This is a genomic window from Flavobacterium sp. 25HG05S-40 (assembly GCF_052654735.1).
Genome location: NZ_CP199750.1, coordinates 3253520 through 3270348 on the forward strand (window position 1 = coordinate 3253520; position 16829 = coordinate 3270348).

Annotated in this window: 13 protein-coding genes; all 13 read right to left on the bottom strand. The window is 37.2% G+C overall.

What is annotated here, in order from left to right; genetic code table 11:
• Positions 1–25: 25 nt before the first annotated feature.
• On the bottom strand, positions 26–1594 hold the full coding sequence (locus tag ACULEU_RS14225) for a glycosyltransferase family 87 protein (RefSeq protein ID WP_445453229.1): 1569 nt from the start codon (positions 1592–1594) through the stop codon (positions 26–28).
• The gene (locus ACULEU_RS14230; protein ID WP_445453230.1) at positions 1591–2337 is read right to left on the bottom strand and encodes a glycosyltransferase family 2 protein; all 747 of its coding nucleotides are present in this window, start codon (positions 2335–2337) and stop codon (positions 1591–1593) included. The genes ACULEU_RS14225 and ACULEU_RS14230 overlap by 4 nt, the downstream gene beginning before the upstream one ends.
• On the bottom strand, positions 2337–3455 hold the full coding sequence (locus tag ACULEU_RS14235; RefSeq protein ID WP_445453231.1) for a hypothetical protein: 1119 nt from the start codon (positions 3453–3455) through the stop codon (positions 2337–2339). Before ACULEU_RS14235 ends, ACULEU_RS14230 begins: the two co-directional genes overlap by 1 nt.
• Positions 3456–3458: 3 nt before the next feature.
• Positions 3459–4826: a B12-binding domain-containing radical SAM protein gene (locus ACULEU_RS14240; RefSeq protein ID WP_445453232.1), complete on the bottom strand. Its 1368-nt coding sequence runs from the start codon at positions 4824–4826 to the stop codon at positions 3459–3461.
• On the bottom strand, positions 4823–5599 hold the full coding sequence (locus ACULEU_RS14245) for a class I SAM-dependent methyltransferase (protein WP_445453233.1): 777 nt from the start codon (positions 5597–5599) through the stop codon (positions 4823–4825). The genes ACULEU_RS14240 and ACULEU_RS14245 overlap by 4 nt, the downstream gene beginning before the upstream one ends.
• Complete coding sequence (locus ACULEU_RS14250) at positions 5589–7052, bottom strand: B12-binding domain-containing radical SAM protein (RefSeq protein WP_445453234.1); 1464 nt, start codon at positions 7050–7052, stop codon at positions 5589–5591. The genes ACULEU_RS14245 and ACULEU_RS14250 overlap by 11 nt, the downstream gene beginning before the upstream one ends.
• Positions 7045–7947, bottom strand: a complete 903-nt coding sequence (locus ACULEU_RS14255) for a nucleotidyltransferase domain-containing protein (RefSeq protein ID WP_445453235.1) — start codon at positions 7945–7947, stop codon at positions 7045–7047. The genes ACULEU_RS14250 and ACULEU_RS14255 overlap by 8 nt, the downstream gene beginning before the upstream one ends.
• A 249-nt stretch (positions 7948–8196) precedes the next feature.
• Positions 8197–11055 (bottom strand): DNA polymerase I, encoded by a 2859-nt coding sequence (gene polA, locus ACULEU_RS14260; protein WP_445453236.1) that lies wholly within the window; start codon positions 11053–11055, stop codon positions 8197–8199.
• A 229-nt stretch (positions 11056–11284) separates the two neighbouring features.
• Positions 11285–13408, bottom strand: coding sequence for a tetratricopeptide repeat-containing sensor histidine kinase (locus ACULEU_RS14265; RefSeq protein ID WP_445453237.1), 2124 nt, complete (start codon positions 13406–13408; stop codon positions 11285–11287).
• Complete coding sequence (locus ACULEU_RS14270) at positions 13409–14170, bottom strand: LytR/AlgR family response regulator transcription factor (RefSeq protein WP_445453238.1); 762 nt, start codon at positions 14168–14170, stop codon at positions 13409–13411.
• Between the two features lie 99 nt (positions 14171–14269).
• The gene (locus ACULEU_RS14275; protein WP_445453239.1) at positions 14270–14590 is read right to left on the bottom strand and encodes a hypothetical protein; all 321 of its coding nucleotides are present in this window, start codon (positions 14588–14590) and stop codon (positions 14270–14272) included.
• 2 nt (positions 14591–14592) lie between these two features.
• The gene (locus ACULEU_RS14280; protein ID WP_445453240.1) at positions 14593–15219 is read right to left on the bottom strand and encodes a T9SS type A sorting domain-containing protein; all 627 of its coding nucleotides are present in this window, start codon (positions 15217–15219) and stop codon (positions 14593–14595) included.
• 10 nt (positions 15220–15229) lie between these two features.
• Positions 15230–16744, bottom strand: a complete 1515-nt coding sequence (locus tag ACULEU_RS14285; RefSeq protein ID WP_445453241.1) for a LamG-like jellyroll fold domain-containing protein — start codon at positions 16742–16744, stop codon at positions 15230–15232.
• Between the last annotated feature and the right edge of the window lie 85 nt (positions 16745–16829).

A 16829-nucleotide genomic window follows, 5' to 3' on the forward strand; every position in this document is an offset into this window, starting at 1 on the left:
TTAACAAAAATTTAACCCTTCATTTTTATTTTACAAATATTTCCCTTAGTGTATAAAACCCAATTCCACGATTGTAATCCGAAAGATAAAGAATGGTATTATTATCAATCAGTATTGGTTTTAGTTTATGGCTCTTGTCAAACGTAAGTTGTTGGTTGTTGTAAAAAATTTGGTTGTCTTTCAAGTTCAATGATTCAGCCGTTTGAATACTTTGTTTCCAAAATAATAATTTGTCTGCTCCGTCCCAAAAATTTGCTGTTAAATACTTGTGCTTGTCTTCAGGACTTGTTTCTATTTTGAAATCATATATCAATATTGGTCCGTTCTTCAGAAGTATAGTTGATTTTACAGGTTCATGCTTTTGAAAAACAAGAACCAAAATCGTCGGTATCAAAGCTAAAACAGCTATATTTTTCCAGTGTGTTTTTTGTCGAAGATGAATCACAAATAAGCCAAAAAACAACAACAGTAAAAACAATCTCAAATACGAAAATGGAAAACTGTTATTGATAAAAACCGATAACTTGAGATTACATATTAAAAATAATAGTAGACAGAAAACACCTTTCTTGATATTTGAAATGTTACTTTTCAGTAAAGCCACAAACGGAAACAGCATCAAAATTAAAGTATACGTGCTACCGTATGGTGATAGTAATATCATGGCCAAAATCCAATAGCATAAAATCAAAAAAGCATTGGATGTTCTTTTAGAAATAAAATAACCAACGCCTACAATTCCGAATTTAAACATCATCATCAAAGCGGAAAATAAAATAGGATAATTGAAAAAAGCACTCGGATTTTCAATAGAATCTTCTACCAAAAGCCGCTTCAAAAACATAAAAACTGACTGGTAATTATCAACATAAGCCGAAGCAATTTCGCCGTTGGAAGCCTTTGGTAAAACCGATTGAATGTAAAAAAACCAAATGTCAAAGCCCGTAAAAAGTGCTGTTATTCCGAAAAACAAAAAGCAAAAAAGAATAGAATAACATAGTGGTTTGAGTTGTTTTTTAAATAGGAAAATCAGTAAAAGTAAAACGGGAAACACTTTCAATAGAATAGCCAAACTTAAAAAAAAAGCTGATTTCAAAAACCGTTCTTTTTGATAGGCCAACCAAAATTCGGTCAAGAAAAAAAACAATATAAAGTATACCTGTCCAAACAGCAATTCGTTTCTTATTGGAACAAAGAAAAGTAATGGGATGGACAAAAGGTAAACCGATTTTATGTTGTAAAATCGTGACAATCGGTAAATGCTTGTCAGAAATAACAACACACTAATTCCATTGAAAATGAGTTTGGCAGTGGCTAAAGAAAGTAGTGAAAACGGCGTAAAAAATAAAGCCAAAAATGGCGTATTCGGGGCATAACTAACAAAGATTCCTCGATAACCTAAATCGGCAATTTGCTTATTGAAAACATACGGAAAGTAAGTGTCAACATTGAATATTCCATCTACTAAAAAATGTCCGCCAAAATAGTAATTCGCAAAATCGTGTATAGGAAAGTCTATCGCTTTGAAAAGGCAAAATGCACAAAACAGCGCAACAGCAATCAAACCATAATGTTGACGAATTATTTTTATCATGCTTTTTTAAATATTGAGAATCGAAACCATGTTGTCTTTTGCAAAAAATAAGAACACGAAACCCTCAAAACACCCAAGCCATAAGTAACGCTTCTGCTGAAATTTATCGAACTTGCTTCTTCAAAATACTTTGCCGGGCATGATATTTCGCCAATTCGCGCTCTTTTGTAACACAGTTGAGCCAAAATTTCATTATCAAATACAAAGTCATCTGAGTTATTTTCAAAATCAATTTGCTTCAAATAGTGAGCATTAAAACACCGAAAACCTGTATGGTACTCGGACAGTTTTTGGTTCATCAAAATATTTTGAATAAAGGTCAGTAAACGGTTGGAAATGTATTTGTACAAAGGCATTCCGCCTTTCAAAGCACCTTTGCTCAAAATACGCGACCCCAAAACCACGTCGTATAAATCATGGGCAACCAGCGAACACATGGCCGGTATTAATTTAGGCGTGTATTGATAGTCCGGATGTAACATGATAATGATACTGGCGTTCAACTCCAATGCTTTTTGGTAACACGATTTTTGGTTGGCACCATAACCTTTGTTTTTATCGTGAGCAATAATATAATGAATTCCTAATTTTTTAGCAATTTCGATGGTGTTATCGTTGCTGTAATCATCCGTTAAAATAATTTCGTCTACCAAATCCAACGGAATTTCACTCACTGTTTTTTCGAGAGTTTTTGCCGCATTGTAAGCAGGAAGCACGACGATTATTTTTTTATTGTTCAACATTAATCCAAATGATTTACTTCGATAGTTGATTGTTCTCTAACACTGTTCGAAACCGCTAACCCATCAAATGGCGCAAAGCTTTCAATGTCGCTTCGGTAGTATAAATTGCCTAAAAACGGAAATTCAGCGTACAGATGTGTTGGCAAACCTGAAAGCAGATTTTGTACTTGGGTCAAAGTCAAGTTCCACTCTAAACTCAATCGCTCTGCCGAAGGTTCCATAAACGAAATGTACAATAGTTCGGTCAACGTATGTTGCTGCGTTTGCGAAAAATCAACGCCATCATTTAATTGTAATTTCAAATTTCTATTAGATTCACGGTAATTGATAAGCGTATTTTGCAATTCCGTAGCCGTTAAATAGCCCGAATAATCATTTTGAGGAGTAAACATTTGATTGATGACCGATTCGTGACACCACATACACTTGGCAGGTTTTCCTGCGTTTGAATGCGATGGATCGGCGTTGTTTTTTCGGTCGCCATTGACATCAAAAATCCCGAAGCGCAACTGACCATTGGACAATAATTCAATAGTTTCATATTCGAAAATCTCGCCGGAAACCGGATCAACTTCTTCCGAAAGAAAGACTTGATTAAAACCATTTTGCTCCGAAAATTCGATAATCCGATGCTCTAAAGAAACACTTGAATTATTCACATACCCTTTCTGTGGAAGTAAGCTGTAATTGCTTAGTAATTCTGACAATGTATTGGGCGTTCCGATGATTTCATAATAATGTTCGGAAGCACCTAAAAGTAGTGTTACAAAGCGACCTAAATCAACCGCTTTACTGTTTTGATACTCGGGTGTCGTTTTGATTTTCTCCACCAATTTTAAAAGATTTTGTTGCGCGAATTCTGCAAAGCCCAACTTTTTTATATCAATGGTTATTGTGGAAGTTGTATTTGAAAAACCACTGTTAGAACGAGGTAATGTGGCTCCAACATAAGATAATGCCCATTTCAATCCTATCAATGATTTGTCGATGGTATCTTCTGGATAGGCTTTATTCCATTTTAAATTAATCTTAGTTTCGGTACGGATTAAATCTGAATACGAATCTCGCTCACAAGAAATGAGTAAAGAGCAACATAACAAGAATAGTAGTTTTTTCATGTTTTATTTACTAATTTTCATTAATCCTGAAGCCAATATCGATTTGGTTTTGTGTTGCAATCGCTGGAAAAGGGATTTATTTCTCCGACTGAATTCCACCTCATTTACGACTTTGGAAACGGCATACTTGTAGTATTTTTTCGAGTAGGTTCGTTTAAAATCAATTTCCCTGTCGGTGGATGTTTCCCAATTGGGACGCACCGTAATTACATCTTCAATCTCATTAAAAAGTGATGTCCCTTTTATCGGGTAAGCCACTGTAATCGTATAATGTGTAGGCTTGGCTTCTTTCAGATATTGTATGGTTTCATGGATGTTTTTCTCGGTTTCTCCTGGATATCCCAACATGATAAAGGTTCCGGTTTCTATTCCGATGGCATTCGTATCCTGAATTATTTTCTTAACATGGTTCACATCCACACGTCTGTCCATGGCATCGATAATATCCTGAGAACCGCTTTCGGCACCTATCCAAATTCGGAAACAACCGGCTTCTTTCAAAAGTCGCAAAATTTCATCGTTTAACCGTTCGGCTCTTGTGATGCATTCAAATCGAATTTGAGCGTTTTGTTTGACCACTTCTTCGTGGAAAGCTGTCAACCATTTATGACTGATTGTAAACACATCATCTACAAACCAAATGGCATCTGGATTGTATTTATCTTTGAGCATTTTCATTTCGGCTGCGACCAAGCTTGCCGGTCTTCTTCGGTAGCTTTGCCCGTAAACCGCAGTGCTACACCATTTGCACGTATACGGACAACCGCGTTGGGTGGAAATCGTCATCGAGCTTTCGCCATGGTTGCGTTTCCAGGTTTCGAGGTATTTTTCATTCGGAATAGCATCGCGGTTGGGCAAAGGCAATTCGTCTAATTCTCTGAATTTGGTTCGCGCTGGAGTTTGAATTACCATCCCATTTTCAAGGAAAGCAATTCCGTTTACTTTCGAGTAATCTTCCTGATTTATAATTGCTTGATGCAATTCAAAAGTCGTTTCTTCTCCTTCACCAATTGCAATAAAATCGGCACCCGAATTCAAGTAATTTTCAATATTGTACGTAACATCAGGTCCACCTAATACAGTTTTTGGAAAACCAAATTCGGATGTTCTTAGTTTTTTCATCAACTGTATGACTTCTATTTTAGTCATCAAATTGGTGTAAATGCAAATGATTTTGGGTTGTTTTTCCTTGATGAACTGCAGTTGATCTTCCTTAGAATAAAAAGTCGAATCAAACACTTCATTGGCCACATTCTTACTCCACAAATAGGCAGAAACATACAGCAAACCTAATGGCGGATAAGGTTTCATTATCTTTTGCTCCTTTGGATCATCCGATAAATAATATGCATGTGTTAAAAGGATACTCATCGTTTTTGTAAAGTTAGGATGTAATGGTCGGCACGTTTTGAAAGGAATGACCTGTTTGAAATTTTGTTTTCTAAACCCAATAAAAACCGTAATATTCCTCCTTTGTTTTTAAAAAAAGACTCTAAATACGATGGTGGCACAAAAAATCCAATGGGTTTATGATCAAGCATTTCAAAATCATTTCCTGCTAAATTTACAATATCTTTTGGGTTGTAATAATAGGTTGGGACTTTTTCCCCGTCAACATCCGCTACAACCACTTCTTTATTTCTCCTGAAGGCGCTGGAAAATTGGGCTTTCGCCAAAAAATAACCTTGTTCCCAAAGCGTATGTTTGGGCATGATGACCAAAACCATTTTACCCTTTTCAGAAAGTAGTGTGTTACTATCTGTAAAAAACTGTGCTAATTCGGGTTTGGAAAGACAATTCAATCCGCCGAAATTGGAAAAAATCAGATCAAACTTTTGTCCGGAAAACTCCATTGCGATTGCTTTTATATCGACCTTATTAAATGTGAGATTTTCATGAACCACCTTGCTTTTGGCCACTTCAATCATTTTAGTCGAAATGTCTGTAGCGGTTACCCTAAAATTTTGTTGGGCTAACCAACGTGCATCTTCGCCTGTGCCGCAATTGATCTCCAGAATATTTTGGACAGAAATCATTTTTTTTTCTAGCTGTTTGTAAACCAATTCTCGTTGTATTTTCCCAATTTTTGAATTGGTAAATGAAGCGTCATAATAAGGTGCTGCTTTGTCAAAACTAGCGTTCATAATGCTCTAGTTTTTTGAGTGAAATAGCATCCAGAAAAGCACTCGGGACATAGTAACCCAATTTCACAATCGATTTTAATTGGGCTACTGAAGTTGATGCCGGTTTTTGAAACAACGCTTTCAAGTTTTGAAAACCCTGCTCTTTTCGGAATTCTTTGTGAACATACCTTTGAAGTTTTCTGTAGTAATTCGACTTGTACGTTCCGTGAAACAGCATTTCAAAATCATCCGAATCCGTCCAATTCGACTTTAATTTCAAGTCGTCTTTTACCTTGTCATAAAAAGGTGTTCCGGGCAATGGATACGAAACTGAAATACCAATATTATCAGGCATTAACTCTTTGATCATGGCTATGGTTTTGGCAATATCTTCCTGATTTTCTTCTAAATATCCGAACTGCAAAAAGAACGCCACTCGTATTTTTTTAGCTTTCAGGAGTTTCGTTGCCTGATAAATTTGGGCTACTGTTGTGCCTTTATCCATGGCATCGAGAATTTTTTGCGAAGCACTTTCGGCGCCGACCCAAACTTCCTCCAAACCTGATTCGGCAAGACAATCGATAGTGTCTTCCTTTAACAATAAATCTACGCGACTCTGAATGTAATAGCTAATTTTGAGGTTTCGCTCCTTTAATTTCGCATTAAAGTCCTGAACCCAATTCGGTTTTAACCCAAAAATATCATCACACATCCAAAATCGGGTTACCCCAAATTTTTGTTGCAAATAAGCTATTTCGTTGACGATATATTCTGGTGAATGGGCGTTGTAGCGATTGCCGTAGATGGGCTTAGCGCACCAATTACATTTGTAGGGACAACCGCGCGTTGTAGCAATGTTTAGTGTAAATTCTTGTCCGCTTTGTTTCCAAATGTGACGGTATTTTTCGATGTCAACCAAATCCCAAGCCGGCATGGGAAACTCGTCTAAATGCTGCTGTACTGCGCGTTTTTTGTTAATTTGAATTTCATCATTCCTTCTAAAAACGATTCCAGCTACCGTATCGATGTTTTGGTTACTTTCTACTGTTTTGATAAGCTCCAAAAGGGTGCATTCTCCTTCGCCCTGCATGACAAAATCGGCTCCTTTTTCGATATATTCCTGATAATGATCGGTCGAATCAGAACTGCAAACAATCACGGTACAATGGAATTTTTTCCCGAGTGCGATCATTTCAAAACAGGCTTCGCGCATGTTAGTGAGACACATTTTGGTCAGATAATTAAATCCATCGTCGTAAATGACCAAGTATTTTGGGTTTTTAAAATGAAGTTTATGAGTGATGTCGTTGGGTGAATCCAATAAATTGGTGTCGAATAAATCGACTTCAAAACCATTTTTCCTGAGTAACGACGCGGCATACAAAGTTCCCAAAGGCGGAAAAGGGGTTTTGTTTTTCCATTGCTTTGGGTCTAATTGATAATAATAGGAATGCGAAAAAAGGATGCTAGACATGCTCTTTGGGTAAAACTACATTATACTTTGACTGCACTTCATCAAGTTTGCTATTCAAAGATAAGATAACTTTTTTTTGAAAATTGGATGGATGATGTTTAGAGATGTTCTTTGTTGTTTTTAATGCAATTTTAAAATCTTCTTGTTGCATATCACGGAACTTTGATTGCCATTTTCGCAGCGTTATCTGTTTGAAAATATAGTCTGTTGCCGTTCCGATTTTGGTATCGCAAATTAGTTCGATTCCTTTTGTGAAGATAGGTTTTGATGTATTTTGTATTTTACTGACTTCGGGTACAAACTTCGAAAAATAGTCATTAATCCACAAATTGCTTTGGTAAAACTGTTCAAAGGCGGCTTTTCCTTGCATTGGGATTAGGGTTTTTAATTCGGTTGCCGTAAAGCGATTTTGTTCTTCGATTTCCAATTGGCTCGAGGACACAAAATAATTGACACAGAAATAGCGTCTGGAATTGAACAAGAATATTTTTTTGTACAACATCAATAAGGTTCGGCAAATCCAAAGTTTATTGGGTTTCGTTATTACAAAGAAGTCGATGTCGCTCAGGTTATCGTAATATCCTTTTGACAGCGAACCTGAAATTCCAACGGCTTCAACATAAGGAAATTTAGCAATGAACTTGGCTTTTTTACCGGCTTTTTTCATTACTTTTTTGGCATACATATTTCCTCTCATGCGTTTAATCACCGAATCCAAATCGCTTCCATAGACATAAAACTCATCCACTTTTCGAAGAATTTTTTCATCGATTAAGTGTTGTAACTCTTTTTCCGTTTTAGCTATAGTTTCATAATTAGTGTAACTATGAATTTCGTCCTTCTTTAGAGGATATCTGAAAATAGAAAAATACAATATGGTTTTAAGTGTTTCCAAAAGTCATAGCATTTTTGACACTCTAAAAGTAAGTAATTAATTGACTCCAAATAACAGATTATGGCTATGTTTACCCTTTGTTTACCTTAAATTTAGGTTGTGCTAATTATACTTTGGTCAACGCACAGCCCGTTCCTCCTTGCTTTAGTGTGAATTTGTTTTCACAAAATACCATTTTAATGCCACTAGCTCTAACCGAAAAATCAGTAGTATTTTCTGCTCTTTAGCGTTTATTTTTTACTAGTAAAATCAATGCGCTTCGAGCCAATCTTTACCAACACCTAATTCGACTTCTAACGGAACGGCCATGGTAAAAGCATGCTCCATTTCGTGCTTGATCATCGGTTTGATTTTTTCTACTTCTGAATTATGAACGTCAAAAACCAATTCGTCATGAACCTGAAGCAACATTTTGGATTTCCAGTTTTCTGAAGTTAATTTTTGATAGATATTAATCATGGCAATTTTGATGATATCTGCGGCTGAACCCTGAATTGGAGCATTCACAGCATTTCGTTCGGCAGCACCACGAACTACAGCGTTGGCCGAATTAATGTCTTTTAAATAACGACGTCTTCCCAAAACCGTTTGCACATAACCATTTTCACGGGCAAAATCAACCTGCTCCGACATATAGGATTTTAGTTTTGGATAGGTTTTGTAATACGCATCAATCAAAGCGGCACTTTCACTTCGAGACAATGACGTCTGATTGCTCAACCCAAAGGCTGAAACACCATAAATGATTCCGAAATTGACCGTTTTCGCATTGCTACGTTGTTCTTTAGTTACTTCTTCTAAAGGCACGTTAAAAACTTTAGCTGCTGTGCTTCGGTGAATGTCTTCGTTATTTTGGAAGGCTTTTAGCATATTTTCCTCTCCCGATAAAGCGGCTATAATTCGAAGTTCTATCTGTGAATAATCGGCAGAAAGCAAGGTGTAATTTTCATCTCGGGCAATAAACGCTTTTCGGATTAATCGTCCGCGTTCGGTTCGTATCGGAATGTTTTGCAAATTAGGATTATTAGAACTCAAACGACCTGTAGCTGCCACGGTTTGCATATAATCGGTATGGACTCTTTGCGTTCTTTTATCGACTTGATTAGGCAAAGCATCGATGTACGTACTTTGTAATTTTACCATCTGACGCCATTCTAAAATATCCTTTACAATTTGATGCTCGTTAGCCAGATACGAAAGGACTTCTTCGCCGGTTGCATATTGACCGGTTTTCGTTTTCTTTTGTTTGGCACCGCCGATTTTTAATTTGTCAAATAAAATATCGCCCAATTGTTTTGGGGAAGCGAGATTGAACTTTTCGCCAGCTGTTTCGTAGATTTTCTGTTCAAACTCGTTGATGTCTTTTTGCATTTCAACCGACATTTTCTTGAGGAAGTCTTCATCCAGATTGATGCCTTCCAATTCCATAGCTGCCAAAACGGGAATCAGCGGAATTTCGATTTCGTCAAACAACTTTTTAGCACCTACTTTTTCTAAAATAGGTTGGAAATGTTCTTTTAATTGTAGTGTAATATCAGCATCTTCGGCAGCGTATTCCTTAATATCTTCTAGAGGAACATCACGCATGGACAATTGGTTTTTGCCTTTTTTCCCGATTAATGTTTCTATGGATTTTGGCGCATATTTCAAATACGTTTCACTCAAAACATCGATATTGTGACGCATATCGGGATTAATCAGATAATGCGCTATCATCGTATCGAATAATTTGCCTTTGATGTGGATGCCGTATTTGGATAATACCTTCAAATCGTATTTGACATTTTGTCCAATCTTTTCGATGGTTTCGCTTTCAAAAAACGGTTTGAATTTTTCGATTAAAAGTTGGGCTTCTTCTCGGTTTTCCGGAAACGGTACATAAAAGGCTTTTGCTTTCTCCCAAGAAAAGGACATACCAACCAATTCGGCGTTCAGCGCATCAATTCCGGTGGTTTCGGTGTCAAAGCAAACCGAAGTTTGGTTCATCAGGTTTTGCAGAAACAATTTGGTTCCTAATTCGCCCTGAACGATTTGGTATAAATGTTCTGTAGTTTCTAATGTTGCATAATAGGAATTTGGTTTGGGCTCATCGCTCTCATCATCTGTAAAACCAAACAAATCGAATTGATTTTCATTTTTTGGAGCGGCTTTTTTGGATGGCTTTGGCGTTTCAGAAGTAACTTCAGCATCGTTGCCGTTCGTTTCAATTTCGTCGTATTCTTTTCCGGTTCCAAAGAACTTGTCGAACTGCGCTTTCATCTGACGGAACTCTAATTCCATGAACAACGCATCGGTTTTTTCCACATCTGGTTTGGACAATTCATAATCCGTTGCGTCAAAAGTCACCGGACAATCCAATAAAATTCGGGCTAATTTTTTGGATAAGATACCAAGTTCTGCATTGGCTTCGATTTTATCTTTCATGGCACCTTTGAGCTTGTCAGTGTTGGCTAAGAGGTTTTCCATCGAACCAAATTCTTTCAATAATTTCTTAGCCGTGACTTCCCCAACGCCGGGCAATCCCGGAATATTATCGGCAGCATCGCCCATCATTCCCAGAAAATCGATTACTTGTTCCGGTCGTTCGATTTCAAATTTGGCTAATACTTCGGGAATACCCCAAATTTCAATATCATTTCCTGAACGTGCGGGTTTGTACATGAATATATTTTCAGAAACCAATTGGGCAAAATCTTTATCCGGCGTTACCATGAATACTTGATAGCCTTCTTTCTCTGCTTGTTTGGCTAACGTTCCAATCAAATCATCAGCCTCGAAACCTGCTTTTTCAATAATCGGAATGTGCATGGCTTGCAACAATTGCTGAATATAGGGCACGGCAATTTTGATCGCTTCGGGCGTTTCGTCGCGGTGTGCTTTGTATTCCTGATACATTTCGTAGCGGTAATCGCTTCCGCCTTTGTCAAAAGCCACCGCCAAATGGTCGGGTTTTTCCCTTTTGATAACGTCCATCAGCGAGTTCATAAAACCGATAATGGCCGAAGTATCTAATCCTTTTGAGTTGATACGAGGATTTTTTATAAAAGCATAATACCCGCGAAAGATTAAGGCATAGGCATCAAGAAGAAAAAGGCGTTTTTGTGACATAAGAAAGGTTATAAAATGTAAAAATAAGAAAGAAAATAGTATTTCGTGAAAGGAAATTGTGGTTTCGTGAAGTTATTTAAGCACTCCCAAAAATTATTGTTTTTTTTGCCAAAAAATCAGAATTTATGTTTGTAAAAACGAGAGTGAAAGATTTGCTGATTGCACTTCTTTTTTTGTTGGTATTTGTGATCTTGGCGCTGAACATTTGTTTGGCTTGCAGTCTCTAATTTTACAATGGAATTCTGATAGTGGTGTTGGTTCCGGTCACTTCATTTTCAGCATCGGTGATGTCCTGATATTCGAGGAGATTTTTTAAATGAAGCTTCGTGTTTAAAAGTTCCAATCGTTGGATAATGGAACCAGTTGAAAATGAAAGGTGACCCGAATTATTTTTGGCTTTAATTTCGGCCGATTTGGCTCTTCCGATACCATTGTCTATAACAGTACAAATAATATGCGTTTCGATAGCGTCAATATCAAAATGTACCTGAATGGTTTTGGCGCCTTTTTTGTGCATGAGTCCGTGTTTCAGACTGTTCTCTACAATCGGCTGAATCAGCATGGGCGGAATCTTATGGTAATCTTCATCGATGTGTTCCGAAACCGAAATCGTATAGCTAAAATCTTTACTGAATCGCAACTGCTCCAATTCGAGGTATTTGGTTAAGATGTCAACCTCATCATTGATTGTAATCTGCTTTTTGCCCGAAACTTCCAGAATTTGTCGGGTCAAGTAGGTAAAATTATTGAGTTGCTCGTTGGCCACCAATTTATCGCCATACATAAACTGCATCTGAATACTGTTCAGCGCATTGAAAATAAAATGCGGATTCATTTGGCTTTTGAGTGCTTTGAGTTCGCTTTCGGTGACTTTTTTCTCCGCTTCGAGTAATTTTTCGGCTTCTCGGAGTTGGTTTTGCAGGATTTCGTTTTTCTTTTTTTCTTTAAATCTCGAAAACAAAACATACGCTGTAGTGGTGATGGCTATAAAAAGTAACACTACCAAATAAAGCATGGCGGTTTTTCTTTTCGATTCTAATTCGGCTATCTGATTCTTCTGATGCAGTGCTTTTATAGAGGCCTCCTTTTTTTCGGATTCGTATTTATAGGTTGCTTTTAGGGCGATGTCTTTACTTTCATCGAAATAAATTTTCTCACTGATTTCGTAGGCCATGGCCTTGTAATCGAAGGCTTTTTTATAATCGTTTTGCTTCGCAAAAATCTGGCTGAGTATTTCAGCGGCATTTCTTTGATCGGATGGAAAATTGGTTTTTAGTGCCAAATGATATCCAGCTAATCCTAACTCTTGTGCTTGTATCAGCTTACTTTGGGTGTAATAAATGGTCGCCAGTTTAATGGCTACTTTCGAATAATTGACATCACTGTTAATTTTTCGGAACAATTCAGCTGCTATGGTGTAATTGGATTGTGCCTTTTCTAGTTGTTGTTGTTTCCAATAAATATCGCCATAGTTTTTGTGTGATGTTGCGATAAAATCGATATTGTGCATCTGCGAAGCCAATTGAAAAGCTTCGGAGTTGCACTTGACTGCTTCACTGATGTTATCCGCATTTATATTGGCTGCAGCCAAACTATTTAGTGTCAAAACCAACCGCTCTTTGTCGTTGTTTTTCCGATTAATTTCGAGGCACTTTAGGTAATAGAGAATGCTTGTTTTATAGTCATTCTGATTATCAAAGATTCGACCCAAAGCAAAATTAGTGCGTTCTAAACCTTCCAAATTCTTTAGTTTTTCGAACAATTGCAATGCTTGAAGATTGTAGCGAATGGCCAAAGAACTATTCCCTAAATTATTATAAATGTACCCCAAATCCGTCAAGACATAAGCCAAACCTTCTTTGTTTTTGGAGAGCAATGCCAAGCGATGCGCTTTTTTCATGTAGACCAAAGTGCTATCAATCTTCCCCAAATAATCAAAGGCTGTCCCGACATTCTGCAAGGCTAAAGCGCTTCCGTAGTGGTAGTTTATTCCGGAAGCCGTATGGAAGGCTTTTTTATACAACCGAATCGCTTTTTCATAGGATTCGTTATACAGATGAAACGCCCCTTGGTTGTTATAGGAAATGGATAAATATTTAGTGTAAACGTTTTTCAAACGCTCGTTTTTTTCTTGTTGAAGTTGGGCAACGGCAATTTCTTGAAGTTCTTGATTGTAGCGTATCCAAACCTTTTGATCCGTTTCGGCTTCAATGATTTCGTTTAACAAAAAGCATCGAAGCGTGTCTTTTTGGGGATGATTTTTTAACTTTTTAGCAATAGCATTGGTGGATTGCGCAAAAAGAACAGGGCACAACATCAAACACAAAGCACTACTAAAGATTCTCAAACTCATTTACAAGATGTTGTTGCGTTGCATAAACTCTTCAAATTCTTCCTTTTTTTCTCGGGAAATGGGCAACAAGGTTTTATCGTCGTATGTTACCGACAAACCGTCTTTTTTGCTGTACTTTTTGATTTGGGAGATATTGATTAGATACGAACGATGAATTCTGAAAAAACGCTTATCCGACGCGAGTAAATCTTCAAAATGCTTGATTTTTTTTACGGTCAAATCACTGCCGTTTTTGTGATGGATGGTCGTGTACGAACCATCGGCTTCAAAATAAAGAATATCGTTCAAGTCCATAAAAACAATACCATCGCCAATCAGAATTCCGATTTTTTTGATTTCCTTTTCGGCTAAATTTTCTTTTAGTGCTGAGATATTTTCGGTGAACGTAGTTTTGGTCAGCAGTTTGTTTTCGACTTTTGCGATTGCTTCTTTGAGTTTGGTTACTCCAATAGGTTTGAGCAGATAATCGATTGCAGAAACTTCAAACGCTTTGATGGCGTATTCGGAATAGGCGGTGCAAAATATAGTTTCGAAACTTGGTTTATTGAAGTAATCAAAGAGGGCAAATCCGTTTTCGTTGGGCATTTCGATATCCAGGAAAACCAAATCCACTTCGTTTTTATTGATGAGTTTTACCGCGGCTTTTACGTCTTCGGCTTCAGCAATAATTTCAACATTAGGACAATACTCAGAGATAAAGTTGTTTAGTATTAAACGTGCATTTTCTTCGTCGTCTACTAGTATGGCTTTGATGGTTTTCATTTTGGACTTTATTTGGGACACAATATACTATTTTTTAAAACGAAAATCCGCTCCAACAAAGAATTGCTGTGAGCGGTATTTTCCAAAAAACTACTTACTTTAAATTTTACTCAAGAGTTGCACTTTGCCGTGCATTTCTTTGGAAGCTACTAGAATGAGGGAACCTTTTTTGCCTTTTTCATAATAGTGCAATTTGTCGCCTTCTTCCATCTTAATAGTCGTGGTTGCATTTTTGGTAAGGCTGTAACTTCCGCCACTTCCGGCATTGATTACTCTGACCTCATCGTTGGTATCGTTTTTAATTTTGATGTCGAATTTTTCGGCAACTACAACTGTTTTGTTGGATGTTTTGGTAACCGATGTTGTATTCATTGCCATTAAACCTAAGGCCAAGAATACTAGGAGTATTGTTTTCTTCATGATTATTTTACAATTAATTTTTGAGTTGAAATAGCATTATTTTCATCTTCTATACGAACCAAGTAAATTCCTTTTGATAAGTGAGAAACATTTATGCCTTTTGAAGTAGAAGTCAGTACTTTTTGCGCTTGAAGCGAATAGATTTCTACTGATTTTACCTCTTTTTCCATCTCGATAGTGAAAGCATCGGTTGTTGGATTTGGGTAAATTTTAAAATTGTTATCAATGTCATTTTCAGTTACACTCAACGGACCAGTCCCAACCACTATTACCTGAAGTGATGGATTACATTGAACACCTGTTGAACAGAAAAATTGCAAAGTAAAAACATTATTACCTTCAACAAGTGGTGGAGAAGTCTCTTGAAATGCTACACCAATAGATTGCGGTCCAAAAAAAGCGGTGCTAGAGCCGCAGTTGCCTCCAGCAGTAATATCTACCCATCTGTAATAATGAGTTGTATTAAATGGAGGAAATACGGTATAAAGCGGCGTTAAAGTTACCGTACTACCAACAGGAGCTGAACTTGCAGAAGGGGATAATGAATTTGGCCAATTTGGTGAGCACTGAGCATTAGTTAAACTAGTCGCAAAAGTGATAAAAAGCAAGGTGCAAATAATTTTTCTCATGATTTTTTACCTAGTTAATTATTAGTTTTTGAGTCGCTACTGCATTATTCTCACCTTCTATACGTACCAAATACATTCCTTTTGATACATCAGAAACATTGATATTTTTTGAAGTAGAAGTCAATACTTTTTGACCTTGAATAGAATAAATTTCAACTGATTTCACTTCATTTTTCATCTCGATAGTGAAAGCATCATTTGTTGGATTGGGATAAAGAGTTGCTTGAAGGTTTTGCGAATTAAACTCTTGTGATGCTAGTGTGTTGTTAGAAAAAAGACTTTGAACATCAGCATCAGAAATAGCATAATTGTATATTTTTAAATCATCAACGGCTCCATTAAAATAAGTAGATGCGCCGTTTTCCGTTAATCCTAGTCGAAAAATATCGCTATTATTTACGGTACTCCAAGTTTTAGTAGATTCGGCCAACAAAGTACCATTACGGTATATTTTAGAACTGATCCCGTCATACACCATTACTATATGGTACCAAACATTGGCGACAGTGTTGACCGTGTTGCTATGTGAACTGTTATTCCCGAAATGATAAGTGGTTGCTCCGTTGACATAAGCACCGTTATAGTTGGTACTGTTGCCATATGTGTATAAAAAATTGAAACCGGAACCGTTTAGAGCATTCAGTTTAAACCATAATGACACTGTCCTTGCGTTTGCTGCATAAGGTAACCCTGAAATGGAAGCTGTGGAACCGCTGTTGTTAATATTAAGAGCTCCGTTAGCGTTACCATTTCGATCGGTAACAAAAGAGGTTCCGGTATTGGAGGCAAAAGGGGCATTACCGTTAGCATTGTTGTAGGTGTTATCAAAATTGTATTGAGCAATTTGAATGGGAATAATGGGACTATTGGTAGTAAAAGTGCCGATAGCGCTTACAGATGTCCCTAATGAATTTGTTGCTTGAATCTGGTAGTAATAAACAGTGCTTGGCGTTAATCCGCCGATTGAGACCGTTCCGGGTGTAGTTGCTATACCAGTAGCTGAAAAACCGGTAACCTGACTTGACAAAGTAGTGTCGGATAACCCGTATTTAACTATAGATGTTGTGGAGCTGGTATTGGCGTTTAATGAATAGGAAACAGCTGCAGCTGTTGAATTTGGCACAGAACTAATTCCGGAAATTGCCGGAATTGCTGCGTTGCTCAATGTGGTAAACGAAAGTACTGCAGAAACATTATTGGCACCATAAATGTTAGAGGCCAAAACTCTCCAGTAATAGGTTGTATTGGGCTGTAAACCTGTAATAGTCCCATTCCGTTGTCCTGCCTGACCCGGCAGTGCTGTTCCGTATACAAATTGTGGACCTACACTTAAAGCAGCGGTGGTATTGGTAGTGTTGTATTGAATACTGATGCTAGTTTGCGCTCCATTGGGGTCCACATAAAATGAGATGCTACAGCCAGAGGTGGTATAGTTTGAAGAACTTTGATTGTTTACAATTGGAATTCCATTAGCCATTGTAATTGCAGAAGTCATAATAAAAATAATAAGTAATAATTTTTTCATAAAGAGTAGATTTAAGATTTCGAGGCAAAAGTCTAGTTTTGATTACAAAATAAAATCCGGCTTTCATGAAAGTCAGAGTTTCTTT

Excerpts from the sequence above, each read along its gene's own strand:
- polA (WP_445453236.1), bottom strand. The coding sequence starts at position 11,055 with ATGTCACAAAAACGCCTTTTTCTTCTTGATGCCTATGCCTTAATCTTT.
- ACULEU_RS14270 (WP_445453238.1), bottom strand. The coding sequence starts at position 14,170 with ATGAAAACCATCAAAGCCATACTAGTAGACGACGAAGAAAATGCACGT.
- ACULEU_RS14240 (WP_445453232.1), bottom strand. The coding sequence starts at position 4,826 with ATGAGTATCCTTTTAACACATGCATATTATTTATCGGATGATCCAAAG.
- ACULEU_RS14265 (WP_445453237.1), bottom strand. The coding sequence starts at position 13,408 with ATGAGTTTGAGAATCTTTAGTAGTGCTTTGTGTTTGATGTTGTGCCCT.
- ACULEU_RS14275 (WP_445453239.1), bottom strand. The coding sequence starts at position 14,590 with ATGAAGAAAACAATACTCCTAGTATTCTTGGCCTTAGGTTTAATGGCA.
- ACULEU_RS14245 (WP_445453233.1), bottom strand. The coding sequence starts at position 5,599 with ATGAACGCTAGTTTTGACAAAGCAGCACCTTATTATGACGCTTCATTT.
- ACULEU_RS14280 (WP_445453240.1), bottom strand. The coding sequence starts at position 15,219 with ATGAGAAAAATTATTTGCACCTTGCTTTTTATCACTTTTGCGACTAGT.
- ACULEU_RS14235 (WP_445453231.1), bottom strand. The coding sequence starts at position 3,455 with ATGAAAAAACTACTATTCTTGTTATGTTGCTCTTTACTCATTTCTTGT.
- ACULEU_RS14285 (WP_445453241.1), bottom strand. The coding sequence starts at position 16,744 with ATGAAAAAATTATTACTTATTATTTTTATTATGACTTCTGCAATTACA.
- ACULEU_RS14230 (WP_445453230.1), bottom strand. The coding sequence starts at position 2,337 with ATGTTGAACAATAAAAAAATAATCGTCGTGCTTCCTGCTTACAATGCG.
- ACULEU_RS14250 (WP_445453234.1), bottom strand. The coding sequence starts at position 7,052 with ATGTCTAGCATCCTTTTTTCGCATTCCTATTATTATCAATTAGACCCA.
- ACULEU_RS14225 (WP_445453229.1), bottom strand. The coding sequence starts at position 1,594 with ATGATAAAAATAATTCGTCAACATTATGGTTTGATTGCTGTTGCGCTG.